A 16,655-nucleotide genomic window follows, 5' to 3' on the forward strand; every position below is an offset into this window, starting at 1 on the left:
TAGGAATTAAAATTATAATACAATGAAAAAGATATCTTTCGCCATTTTATGTATGTTGATGTTGTCCTGTAAAGACGAAGATCCCATAAGTGAGTTTAAAAAATGTAATTTCTCTTCAAATACAAAAACCTTGACTTTGAGCAATAAACAAGGGGTTCTTAATTACTCTAGATCTATAGAAGGTATAGCGGTAAGTGACTATATATATTATATTAAAACAGAGGGACAACTACCTATGACAGTATGTAATATGCCCGAATCGATGAAAATTGAAAAAGATAGTAAAGTATCCGTAATATTTAGCGGTAAGGTGGAGGTACTGGATAATCGTACAGATGCTATATCTACAAGAATAGAACTAACAGATCTTAAACTTTAAATTTTTAAATTATGGCTAAGGAAATCTCAATCGAATTACAAAAGGTAGAAGTGCCTTTAGAAGCTAAAGTAAAAACGGAAAGTGTTCTCAAGAATTATCAAGTATTGAGTTTGCCGGAGTTAAATTTTACTGAGCTAGTCAAGGAAATGCAGGCTCCAGTTTTATTAAAATTAAGATTTCCTGATCAGGAATTTACGATTAATCTGGAACCTAATGATGTCAAGTCCATTGATTATCAATCATTCCTTAACGGGAAAGAATTGAATGAAGATGATAATCGTCGTCCATCTTAGCGCTATCGTATCTTCTAAATTAGGCGAAACAAGTAAAAACCTAGCGAAGATATTCCGTAAGGCTGCGCAAGAGGATTGCATCATCTTTATCGATGAGTTTGACTCTCTAGGCAAGGTGCGTGACTATAGCCAGGATCATGGTGAAATGAAACGCGTGGTGAAGACCATTTTGCAGCTATTTGACTACCTGCCGCAAAGTAGTATGGTCATAGCCGCTACAAACCAAAAGGAGATGCTAGACGAAGCGCTATTGCGTCGTTTTGACTTATTCCTTCTCCTAAACTTACTCTTATTCCTTCTCCTAAACTTTCTCCTAATCCTTCTCCTAAGCTTACTCTTAAATCCGCCACCTAATCGGACAATCTAGTTATCAAACATGATTACATACCTTCTCAAATACACCAATCACTTTCAAATCTAAATGCTCTTCATCTAGGAGCACGATAGGTTTTATGTAATCTCCATTTGTGTGCAATATTAAATTAACGTGCTGTTCTTTGACTGCGGGAAACCGTAAGGAAGGCGGAGGTGTTTCATTCAGTGTTGATTCAGCCTTTGTTCGGACCAGCTTCGCCCCTTCTTCGGAGCGCCTATACAGTTTCCCTACTCATCGCCTACCTCCCGCCTACTGTTTATTTAGGCAAACTGTAGGGAAATTGTAGAGCAACTGTAGGGAAAGAGTAAACGTTAGCTTTGCCAGTTTCTCCTATCTCAAATTAATAAAAATAGAATATTTATTAACCCAACAATTATTAATCATTCTAACAAAATTGGAGTTATACCAGTTGGTCAATGATTCACAAACCAGCTTTTAAGGTTCAAAATACGTGTTTAAGATCAAATCATGCCGCTTTCCTTGACTACTTGTTACCTTTCGCTAGTTACTTCTTCAGTTCAAGGAATCACTTCTTATTAATAAGTAGTCCCTTTATGCAAACAAGTGGACAGATGTTCAGAAAATCAGGACACTTATCGACAACAAGTTAACATGTATTGTAAACGAGTAGCATCGTCTGCTAAACAATTGTACACTTATCCCAAACTAGAGAACACTTATTCCAAAGAAGGTAACATTTCTCCACAAAAAGTAAACATCTATCCCAAAATAGAGAACACTTATTCAATGAAGGTAACATTTCTCCCCAAAAAGTAAACATCTATCCAAAAGTAGAGAACACAAGTCCAAAAGAAGTGAACACATGTTCCAAACAAGAGAATACTTGTACCAAAGAAGAAACAACTTAATACAAAGAAGGGAACATATATCCCAAAGAAGAGAACACTTATCCTAAAGAAGTAACTCGTAAAACTGAAAAAGTAGCTAGTAAAACCAAAAAAGTGCCTAGCGAAACCGAAAAAGTAGTCCTACCTGAGCGCTTTCCGCTCAAACTTGCCCAATCAATTCTTTAATAAATTAGCGCGCTAACTATTATGGATATATTTTGAATTAATAACGATATGAGTAGTCTATTAGACAGCTATAACCCTAGTGAATCTCTGATCTGCTTATTAGATTCTTTTAAAATTGAATCCACGTTTGTATAATTGTTTTCTTTGAAAAATTTGTTGTTATTGATCAAATCTTTTTGGATTAATTCGTAATATTCAACAGGAATTCCTTTGGCTACAAATTCTTTTTAATTTAAAATACAAAGAATTAAAGTGAAGCAAGCTCAAAATGAATACAGAGAATAGTGTTGTAAATACAAAGAATTAAAAATTCAACAAAACCACAATCAAAACACTACCTATGAGGTAATTACGAAATTACACAACAATATTACAGTCTTTAATAGTTATAATACAAAGAATAAACCTAGCAAAGATATTTCGTAAGGCTGCTCAGGAAGATTGCATCATATTTATAGATGAGTTTGACGCTTTGGGCAAGGTACGTGACTACAGCCAAGATCATGGTGAAATGAAACGTGTGGTGAATACCATTTTGCAGCTGTTTGACTACTTACCGCAAAGTAGTATGGTTATAGCCACTACAAACCTAAAGAAAATGCTGGACGAAGCGCTATTGCGTAGATTTGACTTATCTATCTCATTGGAGCTCCCTAAAAAAAAATATCGAGAAATTGATAAATCTTGTGCTAAAGGAAGACCAGTTTGGATTTGACAAAAAGGCATCTCTCGCTAAACTGATCGAGAGTGCTAAAGGACTCTCCTATTACAGCATATAGAAAATATTTATCAATGCAATAAAACGCAGTTTGTTTGCGCTGAAAACAGTCAAAACACTCAAGCCTAAAATAGATGCACCGATCCTGGAAGGATCTGCTAGAAGAAGAAAAAAAAGCCTTAGCAGTTAAATAACCGCTAAGGCTTTTTTTATGTTTTGCACCTGCTATTTCAATACCTAAGCTTCTGCCTCCAAATCTGCAATATTAGGTGAAAAGCAAAAAATAAAGTGTTAAATTGGTACTTGATAGAAGAATAGATAACGTAAAAGGTATGGATATTAATGATATTAGGGATAAAATTGAGCTTTTCAACCAACAAATGGGGTTATTATTTGACTCTGATGCGGATTTGGAAGGAACAATACTCAACCCTAGACGCTTTCGTAAAGCGATCAAACTATACGAATCGACAGATGACAATAAGTTAAAATCTGATCTCATCTATTCCTTAGGTAAATATGTCTGGTATAATTACTATCGCAATCTACATATTCCAAAAGATAGTGAAGATGATCTTGAAAATGAACGAATTTACAAAGGCTTGGAACAGTCAAATTTGTCCTTATATCGTTTGATTGAAAAGCACGTTGATTGGGAAATCGAAAAACTGAATGCAGAAGCTGAAAATATATAAAACAACACCTAGTTCTCACTATGTTTCGAGGCTAAAAATTAAGACATTATCAATATCTTCGTATTGATAAGGGTTGACTCCAAGCAATCTATATGAGTGATTAAAATTGTTCATATACTTTTACAAAGTAAAAATCTCAAAATTCAAAATACGACCTTGACAACGTTGGTAATTATAGGGTAAGCAAAATAAGTGATTTTCCTTCAGATAATCTTTCGCTAGTTCAAGGAGATATAGTAACAAAATATTTATTGTCAAGTGTTTTGACAAAATAATTATTGCCAAAATGCCAGAATCAATATAAGCTAAAAATAAAAGACCAAAGGCAAAGTAGTTGAGTTATCTCCATTTGTGTGCAATATTATGTAAACGTGCTGTTCTTTGACGGCGGGAAACCGTATGGGAGGTAGGAAAGGGAATTTCATTCAGTATTGATTCAGCCTTTGTTCGGACCAGCTTCGCCCCTTCTTCGGAGTGGCTATACAGTTCCCCTACACATCGCCTACCCCCCCGCCTACTGTTTATATAGGGAAATTGTAGAGCAACCGTAGGTAAACAGTAGACATTTCCCGAAGCCTTCTCGAACAGCGTGCGAATAACTACCGAAGCTGACTACTATAATATTCAGCTAGATTCCAGAAAAGTGGTGAAATTCTTTTTCCATTTACGCACTAACTATTCTTTTCTTCCTCGCCCCAATGTGGTTAAATCAAGGGGATTGATTAGTTCGTTTGGATAGAATCGGACTAAAACAGTGCATTACAGATGTAATTTGCTAAAAAAACATAACGATGAATAAACGTATAAAATTGTTTTCGACCATACTTTGTATGATATTATCATGCAAAATGGTTAATGCACAACTTCAGCATCATGATTTTCCTGCACCTGCAATAGATCAATTGTTAAAAAAAATAGAAGGTGTACTCCGACAAGAACATATGCCGGGTTTGATGATTGCTATTGTCAAAAAAGACAGCACATTATTTTCAGGTGGATTGGGATATGCCGATTTAGAGCACAAAATAAAAGTGGATAGCACAACACAATTTCATCTTGCATCTGTTACAAAATTTTTTGTTGCAATGGGAATCCAGAATTTAATAGCTGAAGGAAAACTGAAACTCAGAGATCGATTGCAGACCATTGCTCCGGAAATCCCATACACCAACAAATGGGAGTCTACTCACCCTGTAAGACTTGTACATCTCTTGGAACATACAGCCGGTTTTGAAGATATTATACTGAATAAGATGATCAATATGACAGGAAAACGATTAATAGGACTAAATGCCATAGAAGCGCAAAAAAAATCGCTTAGTTCCCGGTGGAAACCTGGTGAAAGGATGTCCTACTCAAACCCGGGTTATAATATTTTGGGATACATCATAGAGAAAGTTTCCGGCATTCCTTGGAATGCATATATCCAACAGACGCTATTTAAACCTTTAGCGATGAATAGCACCCTATTTGATTTAAGTGGCGAAAGTGGACAGCACTATGCTAAGGGATATGATTTTAGGAATGGAAACTATACCATGCTTCCGTTTTATATGCCAAGTAGCAACGGTGCCTCTAGTGCACTGGTATCAAACGCATCTGATATGACCAGATTTATGCATTTCCTCCTGAATCCTAGTAAAAGTTACGCTGGGACTCTATTTCGTGAGCATAATTTTCTCGATATGGAGAAAGTCCACAGCACATTGGCAAGCCAGCACGGACTACAGACAGGATATGCACTGGGAAACGATTTATTCCCGAATAATAAAAAAATAACATTTAGAGGGCATAATGGTAAAGGCGAAGGTTTTAGTTCCTGGATATTTTTTAACAGAGAGGCCGGATTGGCATATACTATTTCTACCAATTGCAATACAAATCTATGGCCAGTATCCGAACTCATTGAAGACTTTTTAACTAAAAATATGGAGATTCCCAAAATACACACTGTAAAAATAGATAAGTCGAAGATTGAACCTATGCTGGGATATTACCAATTTATGAACCCTAAGAATGAGCAATGGGAGTTTTACAGAAGAATATTTGGAGGGATTAACCTTTTGTCTATTGATAACGACAAACTTATTATCAATACAGGAAATGGACAGGTAGACTCCTTGATTCACGTAGGAAATGGTCTTTTCCACTTGAAAGGTGATATAATACCTTCATTTGTGATAGGTCATGATAATGAGGGACACCCTTTCTTTCAGGGTTATGGTAACAGGTTTTATAGTAAAGCACCTTATTTACCAATTTTATTGCAAAAGATCCCGATTTACCTTGGCCTGCTCGCAGCTTTGCTGTCCATAACCTATACTTTGGTCGGAATACCACTAGTCTTTTTTAAAAAAATAAAAATCATAGATCTATGTTTAGTGCTATTACCATCCCTGGGCATAGTCTCTTTCCTAGCCTCCTATCGTATATTGGGGGTGACTGATGCGATTCACAAGGAACTTTATACGACCCTGAATGGTACGACTTTTTCCATTTTCGCTGGTATGCTCTTTTTTGGAATCAGTATTTTGACCGCCGCATATTTATTGTACAAACGCTGGCCGCAGATAGGTGAAAAATGGATAAAATTCATCATGACTTTTAATATCCTATTCTTGCTTTATCTGGTGGTGTTATTTTCAATACACGGGTGGATAGGGATTCCGATCTGGAGCATGTAGGTTTTAATTTTCTTGGAAATATCATAAATTTATGAAAACAATCTAATTGATCTGATGTCTGAAATAAATACCTTATCTGCTTTCAATGCCTTTTCAGCTGGAGCACTATGGCTATTAGGATCCCTGCTTTTTATCGGGTTCGAAAAAGTGAATGTCCGAGCTAACCGATGGCTTGGCGCATTTTATGGTATCCTTGCATGCAATTTTACTCAAATTTTCCTTGAAGAATTTGGAATTGGAGGCAGTTTGCTTATTCATCTGCTGGAAACTGCCTAGATGGGCTATGCTCCCCTGTCTGTATTTGGCCGTGCACCACTATGTATCGCCTTCTTTAAATAAAAAGGAATGGTTTCTTCATTTCGTTCCTTTCCTGCTTTTCCTTATGTTTTCATTTATCTACTTAATGCCAAAACTGTTTAATCAACAATATGACCTCCCCATATTGCCACATTGGATTGGATTTATCGTCCGGTATTTTTTCTTCGTCCAGATGATTTATTATTGGATCGTTTGTTATTCTCTGCTCCGTCGTCACCAAAAGAACCTACAAATGTTGGCTTCGTTTACCGATAAAATAGATCTGAAATGGCTAAGATATTTATTGATTTCCGTACTCTTCATGATTGTCATTCGTATATTGAGTATGTCCAACGTTCACGTAACTTATTATTCCCCTATCCTGTATTTTTTTGGTATAATCTTTCTGGCATATGCAACGCTTACTCAAAAATCAATTTATGCTTTAGAAAAGTATCAGCCTGCAGAAAAAGACGAAATTACACCAAAAACAATACGCAATGAAAGGCTTACAGGTGAACAGGTTGAAGAACTCAAATCTATCTTAATGCAAAAAACAGTAGGTCAAAAACTATATCTGGATCCAAGCCTGACACTTTCAGTACTTTCAAGTAAAATAGGTATCAGCACGCATGAACTTTCCTATATTCTTAATAATGGGATTGGAAAGAATTTTTATCAGTTTATAAATGAGTTACGGACTGAGGAAGCTAAATCTCTTTTATTATCGGAAGACACTAAACATTTAGATATGTTCGGCGTTGCTATAAGGGCTGGATTTAACTCCAAAACGACATTTTATACCACCTTTAAAAAAGCCACTAACCTCACTCCAAAAGAATACATTAAAGCAAATTCAAACGCTTCTAGATAGCAATTATGTTCAGCTGTATCCATCCGAACTGCTCATAAACAACAAAGGGTTATCATTGCTTCATAAAAAAAATACAATTATGAAAACAATGAAATTATTCAAATCTGCAGCTATCTCAAAAATCTGTGTAATTGTAGCGAATCTCTTATTTGCAAGTGCATCTCTTTCAACCCACTGTTTTGCGCAACATTCAAATGCTACTATACAGGGAGAGAGTCAAAAATCTAAACCAGTACCCTTGGATCAGCTGTTAGGGTACTACCAGCTTCCTAATAAGGTTGCTTTTATTGAGTTTGCGCTTAGAGACAACCTTCTTTTTGCCAAACAATTATGGGATAACAAAGAATTCCAACTGGTCCGGATCAATGAAACGAACTTTGAATCAAAAGAAGAAGGTCACAAAATTGAATTCTTAAAAGACAGTTCTGGTCATTTTAATCATGCGAAGATACTGGGAAGGATAATGACGACAAAAGTTGGATTTAATCCCAAAAAGAACAAACAGTTATCTGTAGAACAACTTGGACGGTTGGAAGGGTATTACATCTTGAATGATGATAATAATCTTAAGATAAACATCCGTTCTTCAGGAAGTGGAGTGACGATAAAGCAAATGTGGGATAATAAAGAGATTGCCTTTACGCCCAGATCAGAAACTTTTTTCCTGAATGATGACGGTACCTTCCCGCTTACGTTTTTATTGAGTAATGGTGAAGCTTCGCAGGTGACCTGTTTTGAAAATGATACCTGGATAAAAGTAAAATAGTCCGTGATGATCAAACGAAGGTTTTTTAAGGTCTTTTTTATTTGGTGTTTGCTTGCGATTGGGGCGAACCCTGCGGATGCTCAACAGGTGTCGGACGAAAATTTTAACTATCCAATTTCTGCTCCTATTTACAAAAGGGGAAAGGGTCCTCTGATATTATTTGATGAGGCGCATAATAATGCCTCAACGTTGAAAGGTGCCTACTCGGGTTTCAGTAACTTGCTCCGAGACGATGGCTATAATGTGGTAAGCAACAAAGAAAATGTAAGCTGGGAGCTTTTAAAAGGAGCAAAGATCTACGTAACGGTGAACGCGATGTATGATTTGGAAGAGTGGAACCTACCTGCAAGGTCAGCTTTTTCTAAAAAGGAGATAAATGAACTGTCCACATGGGTTGCAGCTGGAGGGAGCTTATTTCTCGTAACGGATCATATGCCGTGTGGCGCTTCTGTTAATGAACTGGCAGGAAGATTTGGAATAAATATAATTAATGGTTTCGCACTTAGAAAGGATGGTTTACCAGAAGTGTTTTCAAAGGAAAGAAAGACACTTATCTCAAATCAGATTACCAGCTCTCCTGGCAAAGAGATCGACAGCATCATGTGCTGGGGAGGAACGGGGTTTATAGTTTCCTTCACACGCTGATGTTATTTCTGCGTTGGGAGATGACTACAATATTTATCTTCCGAGCAATGTTTCTCAAATAAAAAGACCTCTACCGGAGAGCCTTCCCTATATCTCTGGAAGAGGCTTAGTGAACGGCGCGTATCTTAAATACGGCAAGGGCAGAGTGGTCATATTTGGGGATGGGGCTCCATTTTCTGCACAGCTCCAAGGCATCAAAAGTGAGAAGAGAGGTATGAATCATCCTGGAGCTATACAAAATGCGCAGTTCCTGCTCAATATTATACATTGGTTGGATGACAAATTATAGCAATATATTGAAAAGCTACTTCAGATGGCATCACCTACTTATAAAGTCTGTGATATCTCGGATAGCTTTTCTGGAGACATACATTATGATATTTAAATCTACTACCGAACTTAATGATTATTTTGATGTGCCCTTAAAAGGTAGCTACTGCAACAATGCGCGAAACAATGACGATAAAATGGCTAGTCTCATGTTTCAGCGTTATATAGCCCTACACAAACCGAAATACGTGGATAATCGCGATATTAATCGTTTGTTGCCTAATTGCATAGCTGAGGATACTAATAAACAAAGCCACATCTCTAGATGTGGCCTTTACTAAACATATGAATTAAACTTAACTTACTTATACGAGTTGATGGATTGGGATACTTTCCAGTTACCCCCATCATTGATCAAAGTGATTAAATCGGTCTTGGTAAACCCTTCAAATTGTTGGGTTACTTTTGCCACCATATAATCATTGGAGTCTTCTAAGATTGTGGTGTTTGTTTTACATTTCAACTGCTCTCCTTTTTGCTTTTTCAAGAATGAAATAACTTCTGAGCGGCTGTTCGCTTTATCTTGTGGGGCCTGTACTTTTTGGTTGAAATCTGCTGTAAACAATTGCTCTACTCCTGCCGACTCTCCCTCTGTCATAACTGCTACGTAATGGTCAATTGCTAGATTTGCTGTGGATAGATTGACGACTGCTTTTTTAGAGTTGTCTCCTGCTGGTTTGCCTGCTGCCATTGTGAATGTTGTTATTGCGATCAAGGCTGCTGCTGCGAATGTTTTTACTAAAGTTTTCATAATGTCTTTATTTTATAATGTTAGTATTTAAGTTGCATCAGCCCCACATCCACCAACTCACCCCTGATGCCTGCTTTGCAGTTCTTATTATTTGTTGACTCAAAAGTAGGGTGTAATCCATACCTACCCTATGGCGATTAGACTAACTCAACAAAAAACTCGGTGAATGGTGGAAATGGATAGGTGAAATGGTAGAGCCTTTTTGATTGGTTTGGAAAATAATACCCAGAATAGATACCTCCGTTAACACCTAAATGGTCTCTATTCAAATATATAATTGCTAAAAATGATGCAGCTAAACAGCTATGATTTTCAATATCCTTAAAGCTAAATCCATGACCTTTAGCAATATCTGCTATAGGTAGACTAAAAAATTAAAGATAAAGTTTTGTTCGTACGAAATTTTTCCTACCTTTATGATATGAAAAATATCATACCTAATATGAACCAAAAAAATGAACCTACTAAAGCAGAACTTGAAATACTTCGAGCGCTATGGAAACTAGGGCCTTCTACTGTAAGACAGATCAATGAGGCAATTAATGAAGAACGACCGGTAAACTATACTTCTACTTTAAAGCTGATGCAGATCATGACTGAAAAAGGAATATTAAAAAGAGATGAGAGCCAGATGAAGCATATCTACCACGTTGTCGAAGAAGAAGAAACAACAAAGAGTAATTTACTGGATAGCTTTGTGAAAACTATTTATCAGGGATCAGCGAGCAACTTGGTGATGCAGTTACTGGGAAATAAAAAAACTTCTCAAGAGGATCTGCAGGCCATCAAAGATTTAATCGAGAATCTTGATAATAATAAGAAATGATAACTTAAAAATCAGGAATTATGGAACTCTCATCATTAAATGCAACATTTGTTGATCTCTTAATAAGAGCTATAGGTAATACCATCATACATTCATTATGGCAAGGTGTCATACTTGCATTATTTGGAGGAATAATCTTATTATTGAGACATCACACCACTGCACGAATTCGTTATATGTTACTCTCTGGAGCATTGATTTTATTCACAGCAACTACGCTATTGACATTTATATATCAGTTTAATGTAGCGGATAAGATATTGGGAACTATACCTAAAACGATGCATGCTGGAAATATGATAGAAAAAACTGAAGCGGATTATATACAGAATGTCGCGAGTTCGGGCATTACTGCAATAAACAAGCTAACGGATTATTATATATTCCTGGTCTTAATCTGGTTTTTAGTGATCTGTATAAAGGCCATTCGGATGGCTACTGGTATGCATACGATATATAATCTTAAAAAAACTAATATTGTTCCGGCCAATGCATATTGGCTCCAAACAATGACTGCGCTCTGCAAACGACTTGGTGTAACCAGAAGCATTTCTTTGGTCGAATCGGGACTGGCACAGGTACCCATGGTTATAGGGCATTTAAAACCTGTTATCCTGATGCCGATAGGTTTAATAAATAGGCTATCCGTACAGCAGGTAGAAGCTATAATAGCACATGAAACTGGCCCATATATACAGAAAAGATTTTCTGATGAATCTACTGCAAAGTTTAACGGAAATTGTATTGTTTTACAACCCTGCTGTATTATGGATTTCATCGTTGATCAGAGAAGAACGTGAAAATTGTTGCGATGATATAGCTGTCACAATAACGGGTAACAAACTTGAATATGTCCAGGCACTCGTAGCGTGTGAAGAATATCAAGGAACAACTCCTACTTGGAGTATGGCATTGACAGGAAATGATGGATCGCTATTAAATCGGGTAAAAAGGATAATAGGAACTAAAAACTCATCTCTAAACCTGATAGAAAGACTGATCATCACAATCTGTTTCGTATGTACAGTACTAATCACGGTGGCATTTACCATATCTCCTCCCTCCCGTTATACGGAAGCACCTACAAGTATAAATGATCAATCAAAACCGACCAAAGGTGAACGCGTAAAGGGTAAGGAAATGGTAGCGGACTTAATGAACCGAAAATTAATACCTAATAAAAACAAATTTACCATTCGAATTACGAATAAGGCTCTATTTATCAATGATGAAAAGCAAAATGCAAAGCTACATCAGTATATATTAAATAAATATGTCCAAAACCCGTCTGACCGACTCAATTATACGCAATCTGTAAGTATTAACTAAGCTTCTCACTACTGGTATTGTCACCTGCTTTTAGCGGGGTGGAATACCTATGTCCAAAATTTAACCGCAACAACATCCTAAATGAAACAATTTATAATAACAATAATCATCATACTGATTACAGCTACTCAGATGGTGGCCCAGTTGTCTACGGGTATTTCAGGTAGTGTTGTCGATAAGAAAGGGGATTTTGTAGAGGGAGCTACCGTAAGTCTTTATGCTGCAAAAGACTCCTCGATAGTCGAAATTAAAATGACAAAAAAAAATGGAGGATTCAAATTTGCTCCGATTTCATTGGGTTCCTATACGGTAATCATAAGCTATATAGGGGAAAGCAGATATAAAAGTGAAGTGCTCGTACTAGACGCGTCCAATAACGGCATCCTTTTATCTCCTATCACTATTGAGCAAAATCCGGTTGCGCTTAAAGAGGTCCTCATTATAAAGCAGAAATCTTTTATAGAACAGAAAATAGACCGAACAGTTGTCAACGTAAATGCACTGATTAGTAACTCTGGGTCATCTGCCCTTGATGTACTGGAAAAAGCTCCAGGTGTACGGGTAGATCAGAATGGATCGATAACATTAAAAGGAAGATCGGGTGTTGCTATATTTATCGATGATAGACCTACTTTTTTATCCGGGGCGGATCTGGAGAGCTACTTAAAATCGCTACCATCATCATCACTGGATCAAATTCAGATAATGACCAATCCCCCGGCAAAATATGACGCAGCGGGTAATGCTGGAATTATCAATATCACAACAAAAAAACAGAACATAAGGGGTTTTAACATGGGTATTAATTCCAGCATAGGGCAACATAAGTACACAACTACAAATCATGGACTTGACTTTAATTATAAGAATAGGAAATTGAATGTATATGGAAATCTTGGTTACATGCTCCGAAATGGTTTCACAAATTTAGTGATAAATAGGACGCATAAAGATGATGGTGGAGCGATCTCCTCATTCTTTAATCAGAATTCCAATATTAGAAAAACCGGACATGGATTTAACGCTATTGTTGGCCTAGATTACTATGCTTCGGAAAAAACAACCTGGGGTATTAATGTAGGGGGAAATCTACGCTACCCGACGAGCAATATTAATAGTAAAAGTCTAATCAGTGACGCAGGTGGCAAATTGGATTCTACTGTATTGGCAAGAAATACAGAAAAAAGTAAGTACACAAATGAAAGTATTAATATAAACTTCAGGCATTTGTTTACAAAATCTAAATCGGATCTAGCGGTTGACCTTGATTATATAACCTATCAAATAGGCAATGACCAATCTTTTATGAATGATGGACACCTGGAAAATGGAAGCAATGGTTCGCATGAGCTGCTGAATGGCGTGTTATTGTCTCATATAAATATTTATGCTGCAAAAACGGACTATACTTTGCCCTTAAAAGGAAATATAAAAATCGCATCGGGACTTAAAACAAGTATAACAGAAACAGACAATATAGCGGATTATTTTTTCACTTTAAAAAATCAATCTGTTCCAGATTATGATAAAACAAATCGCTTCAAGTATAACGAAAACATAAATGCGGCATATCTGAACCTAAATAAGGATTATAAAAATTTAAGCATTCAGATGGGATTAAGAGTGGAAAATACATTGTCTAAGGGGCATCAATTTGGAAATATAACGAAACAAGATTCTTCTTTTAAACGAAATTATACGGGTTTATTCCCAACGTTATTTATGCTGTATAAACTGGATAGTTTAGAAATTAACCAGCTAAGATTGAATTTTGGAAGACGGATTGACCGGCCATACTTTCAAGACCTGAATCCTTTTATATCTCCGCTGGATAAATTCACCTATTTAGTAGGTAATCCCAATTTGAAACCTGCTTATTCTCATAAAGTGGAGCTAAGCTATATTTATCTTAAACGTATTACGGGTACAGTTGCATACAGCAGTACTAAAAATCAAACCAATGAGACCATAGAAATTGTTGATGAAATATATTATAGCCGACCGGATAATATCGGTAGCACGAAAGTGCTAAGTTTTTCTCTTGATGGAAGTTTTAGCCCAACGACATGGTTAAACTTCCAGCTCTATAGCGAAGTAGCGCATGTACATGCTAAAAGTAGTTTCTATACCGGAATGCTCGACAACAAAGGAATAAATGGATATTTACAGGGAATGATCGGCTTCAAACCGGGACGCGATTGGCTTATTCAATTTGACGGAAATTACCAATCAAAAATAACCAATGCTCAATTTGTTTATGGAAGTAAATGGGGAATTAATATGGGGGTGTCAAAGAAAATATCGCAAAATGCATCGGTCAAATTTAATATGAACGATCTTTTCTATACAAACATCAATAAAGGAATCATTAACAATCTGAAGTCAACTGATGCAAATTATAAAAATATTGGTGACACAAGAAGAGCTCTATTAACGCTGAGCTATAGGTTTGGAAAAACTATAGCTAGTCCTGAAAAATATGACTCGAAAGGTGCTGATGATGAAAAGAATCGGGTAAAACAATAACTTGTTTTCAATGAAACTTGAAAATGATAATCGTGATGGATCTTGGCGCTATCGTATCTTCAAAGTTGGGTGAAACGAGTAAAAACCTAGCGAAGATGTTCCGTAAGGTTGCACAGGAGGATTGCATCAGCTTTATCGATGAATTTGACTCTTTGGGCAAGGTACGTGACTATAGCCAAGATAATGGTGAAATGAAACGTGTGGTGAATACCATTTTGCAGCTGTTTGACCACCTACCGCAAAGTAGTATGGTCATAGCCGCTATAAACCAAAAGGAAATGCTAGACCAAGCGCTATTGCGTAGATTTGACTTATCTATCTCGTTGGAGCTACCGGAAAAAGAACAGATCGAGAAATTGATCAACCTTGTGCTAAAAGAAGACCAGTTTGGATTTGACAAAAAGGTATCTCGTGCTAAACCGATAGAGAGTGCTAAGGGACTCTCCTACTACAGCATCCAGAAAACATTGAACAATGCAATCAAACGCAGTTTGTTTGCTCTTAAAACGCTCAAAGCGCTCAAGCCCGAAATAGATACACCGATCCTGGAAGGATCTGCTTGAAGAAGAAAAAAAAGCTTTGGCAGTTAAATAACTGCCAAAGCTTGTTTTATGTTTCAACTTATTAATATGATTCCATCTTATACGCATAAGGCTTGCCATCGCTTCTACCCACACGTAAATAACAAAGGCACAAAAAAAACCGCTTGGCATCCCAAACGGTTCTGTATATTTTAAAACGATGTTCTATTACAGTTTTTCGATTTCCTCGATGGAAAGGCCGGTACCCTTAGCAATATCTGATACAGGTAAACCCATCTCTTTAAACCTCAAAGCTGTTTCAATGGCTTTTCTCTGCTCCCCCTGGGCTTCAGCACTTACAATTGCTTTTTTAGCTTCTTTCAATTGTCTTTCTAATCCTACCAGTTGTTTTTGTTGTTCCTGTTGATACATCCGCACTGCTTCAGCATCCCACTTACGTTTTAAACTAATATCATACATAGTTCGTTCCTCCTTTGTCAATTTTGCGTAGCTGGCCAACTGAAAGAATCGTTGAAATACTCCGGAATTCATAATCCTTGGCAAGGTCTTTAACGTAGACATATTCTTAAGCATAAAGAATACTTTGTCCAGTTCGTCTTCAACCTCAGCTTCGCTTTTAACAAAGTTAATCAATTTATCATCAATAATATATCTTGATGGAATGATAGTTCCCTTCGGGATTCCATATAAATAAACCCCAATCCCTCGTAAAAAATTTGTCCTGAATCTCTATTACACAGGCAGGTATCATGAAAATATGTTTTATGATCACCTCCTGGCATATGAAAACCATCCATCAGTACAATAGTATAAACCTCGGGAATGGCATACCCCCAGGCTTTGCGGTTGCCTTTGGGTGCTGTGTCTGAAATGACCTTACTTGCATAATACAGCATACGTTGCTTCAGGTTGGTCTGTGTACTCGTCTGCATCTCGATGATGATCTCCTCCCCTGTACTGATCTGGACCACAAGATCAAAGATAACTTTACCGATCTCTTCGGTAGCTCCGATACGCTCGGTATCCCGATAAGTAAGATCTGTGATGGTCTTACGACCGCGAAAGATGATGTTTAGAAAGTTGATCAGATTGACCTTGTCTCCGAATAACCGCTTGAATCCTTCATCGGTGGTTGGATCAATAAATACGGGTTTTGAATACGCTAACATAATTTTAGGATTTACTTAAATAATTAATTACATAAAGCAAACATCATAAAACTAAAATTATTAGCCGGTTATTAAACGTTTATAGTCGTTTGTAAACGTTTGTTGTCGGCTAGCATTCAAAAGATAGCCATCAACTTGTTAACCTAGCCTTGCTTTCTGGACACAAAAAAACAAAGCCGCATCTCTCGACGTGGCTTTTACTATACATATGAATTAAACTTAACTTACTTGTACGAGTTGATGGATTGGGATACTTTCCAGTTGCCGCCATCATTGACCAAGGTGTTTAAATCGGTCTTGGTAAACCCTTCAAATTGTAGGGTCACTTTTGCCACCATATAATCATTGGAGTCGTCCAAGATTGTGGTGTTTGTTTTACAGTTCAACTGCTCTCCTTTTTGTTTTTTTACTTACTTTTGAA

The 16,655-nt window shown here is 36.8% G+C and carries 20 protein-coding genes; 16 read left to right on the forward strand and 4 right to left on the reverse strand.

All coding sequences use genetic code 11. From position 1 onward, the window contains the following. The first annotated feature begins 22 nt into the window (after positions 1–22). From ACFX5U_RS12570 to ACFX5U_RS12620, 11 genes are all read left to right on the forward strand, one after another. The gene (locus ACFX5U_RS12570) at positions 23–379 is read left to right on the forward strand and encodes a hypothetical protein (protein ID WP_400260910.1); all 357 of its coding nucleotides are present in this window, start codon (positions 23–25) and stop codon (positions 377–379) included. Positions 380–390: 11 nt separating this feature from the next. After that, entirely contained in the window at positions 391–672 is a 282-nt protein-coding gene (locus tag ACFX5U_RS12575; protein ID WP_400260911.1) for a hypothetical protein, read from the forward strand. Next, a complete protein-coding gene (locus tag ACFX5U_RS12580) occupies positions 644–1,039 on the forward strand; it encodes an AAA family ATPase (protein ID WP_400260912.1) in 396 nt (131 codons plus the stop codon). The genes ACFX5U_RS12575 and ACFX5U_RS12580 overlap by 29 nt, the downstream gene beginning before the upstream one ends. Before the next feature lie 1,458 nt (positions 1,040–2,497). Continuing rightward, on the forward strand, positions 2,498–2,797 hold the full coding sequence (locus tag ACFX5U_RS12585) for an AAA family ATPase (RefSeq protein ID WP_400263592.1): 300 nt from the start codon (positions 2,498–2,500) through the stop codon (positions 2,795–2,797). A 335-nt stretch (positions 2,798–3,132) separates the two neighbouring features. Then, positions 3,133–3,495, forward strand: coding sequence for a hypothetical protein (locus ACFX5U_RS12590; RefSeq protein WP_400260913.1), 363 nt, complete (start codon positions 3,133–3,135; stop codon positions 3,493–3,495). Between the two features lie 791 nt (positions 3,496–4,286). Continuing rightward, the gene (locus tag ACFX5U_RS12595; protein ID WP_400260914.1) at positions 4,287–6,179 is read left to right on the forward strand and encodes a serine hydrolase domain-containing protein; all 1,893 of its coding nucleotides are present in this window, start codon (positions 4,287–4,289) and stop codon (positions 6,177–6,179) included. A 54-nt stretch (positions 6,180–6,233) separates the two neighbouring features. Beyond that, positions 6,234–6,455, forward strand: a complete 222-nt coding sequence (locus ACFX5U_RS12600) for a hypothetical protein (RefSeq protein ID WP_400260915.1) — start codon at positions 6,234–6,236, stop codon at positions 6,453–6,455. 274 nt (positions 6,456–6,729) lie between these two features. After that, on the forward strand, positions 6,730–7,350 hold the full coding sequence (locus ACFX5U_RS12605; RefSeq protein ID WP_400260916.1) for a helix-turn-helix domain-containing protein: 621 nt from the start codon (positions 6,730–6,732) through the stop codon (positions 7,348–7,350). Between the two features lie 79 nt (positions 7,351–7,429). Continuing rightward, complete coding sequence (locus ACFX5U_RS12610; protein WP_400260917.1) at positions 7,430–8,116, forward strand: hypothetical protein; 687 nt, start codon at positions 7,430–7,432, stop codon at positions 8,114–8,116. A 6-nt stretch (positions 8,117–8,122) separates the two neighbouring features. Further along, positions 8,123–8,761, forward strand: coding sequence for a hypothetical protein (locus ACFX5U_RS12615; protein WP_400260918.1), 639 nt, complete (start codon positions 8,123–8,125; stop codon positions 8,759–8,761). A 13-nt stretch (positions 8,762–8,774) separates the two neighbouring features. Beyond that, entirely contained in the window at positions 8,775–9,050 is a 276-nt protein-coding gene (locus tag ACFX5U_RS12620) for a hypothetical protein (RefSeq protein WP_400260919.1), read from the forward strand. Positions 9,051–9,392: 342 nt separating this feature from the next. On the opposite strand, the gene ACFX5U_RS12625 is transcribed toward ACFX5U_RS12620, so the two are convergent. After that, positions 9,393–9,842, reverse strand: coding sequence for a nuclear transport factor 2 family protein (locus ACFX5U_RS12625; protein ID WP_400260920.1), 450 nt, complete (start codon positions 9,840–9,842; stop codon positions 9,393–9,395). 421 nt (positions 9,843–10,263) lie between these two features. On the opposite strand from ACFX5U_RS12625, the gene ACFX5U_RS12630 reads away from it, so the two are divergent. The 5 genes from ACFX5U_RS12630 (at position 10,264) to ACFX5U_RS12650 (ending at position 15,086) form a co-directional block, all read left to right on the forward strand. Continuing rightward, positions 10,264–10,668 (forward strand): BlaI/MecI/CopY family transcriptional regulator, encoded by a 405-nt coding sequence (locus tag ACFX5U_RS12630; RefSeq protein WP_400260921.1) that lies wholly within the window; start codon positions 10,264–10,266, stop codon positions 10,666–10,668. 20 nt (positions 10,669–10,688) lie between these two features. Next, positions 10,689–11,468, forward strand: coding sequence for a M56 family metallopeptidase (locus ACFX5U_RS12635; RefSeq protein ID WP_400260922.1), 780 nt, complete (start codon positions 10,689–10,691; stop codon positions 11,466–11,468). After that, on the forward strand, positions 11,380–11,997 hold the full coding sequence (locus ACFX5U_RS12640) for a M56 family metallopeptidase (protein ID WP_400260923.1): 618 nt from the start codon (positions 11,380–11,382) through the stop codon (positions 11,995–11,997). Before ACFX5U_RS12635 ends, ACFX5U_RS12640 begins: the two co-directional genes overlap by 89 nt. Positions 11,998–12,078: 81 nt before the next feature. Beyond that, positions 12,079–14,523, forward strand: coding sequence for an outer membrane beta-barrel protein (locus ACFX5U_RS12645; RefSeq protein ID WP_400260924.1), 2,445 nt, complete (start codon positions 12,079–12,081; stop codon positions 14,521–14,523). 23 nt (positions 14,524–14,546) lie between these two features. After that, on the forward strand, positions 14,547–15,086 hold the full coding sequence (locus ACFX5U_RS12650; RefSeq protein WP_400263593.1) for an AAA family ATPase: 540 nt from the start codon (positions 14,547–14,549) through the stop codon (positions 15,084–15,086). Between the two features lie 186 nt (positions 15,087–15,272). Here ACFX5U_RS12650 and ACFX5U_RS12655 read toward each other — a convergent pair whose 3' ends face one another. The 3 genes from ACFX5U_RS12655 to ACFX5U_RS12665 all read right to left on the reverse strand — a co-directional run bounded on the left by ACFX5U_RS12655 (position 15,273) and on the right by ACFX5U_RS12665 (position 16,620). Next, positions 15,273–15,698, reverse strand: coding sequence for a PD-(D/E)XK nuclease family transposase (locus ACFX5U_RS12655; RefSeq protein WP_400260925.1), 426 nt, complete (start codon positions 15,696–15,698; stop codon positions 15,273–15,275). Further along, on the reverse strand, positions 15,695–16,234 hold the full coding sequence (locus ACFX5U_RS12660) for an Rpn family recombination-promoting nuclease/putative transposase (RefSeq protein ID WP_400260926.1): 540 nt from the start codon (positions 16,232–16,234) through the stop codon (positions 15,695–15,697). The genes ACFX5U_RS12655 and ACFX5U_RS12660 overlap by 4 nt, the downstream gene beginning before the upstream one ends. A gap of 224 nt (positions 16,235–16,458) precedes the next feature. After that, complete coding sequence (locus ACFX5U_RS12665) at positions 16,459–16,620, reverse strand: hypothetical protein (RefSeq protein ID WP_400260927.1); 162 nt, start codon at positions 16,618–16,620, stop codon at positions 16,459–16,461. Positions 16,621–16,655: the final 35 nt, after the last annotated feature.

Origin of the sequence: Sphingobacterium sp. SG20118 (genome assembly GCF_044740685.1) — a bacterium.
Classification (GTDB): Bacteria; Bacteroidota; Bacteroidia; order Sphingobacteriales; family Sphingobacteriaceae; genus Sphingobacterium.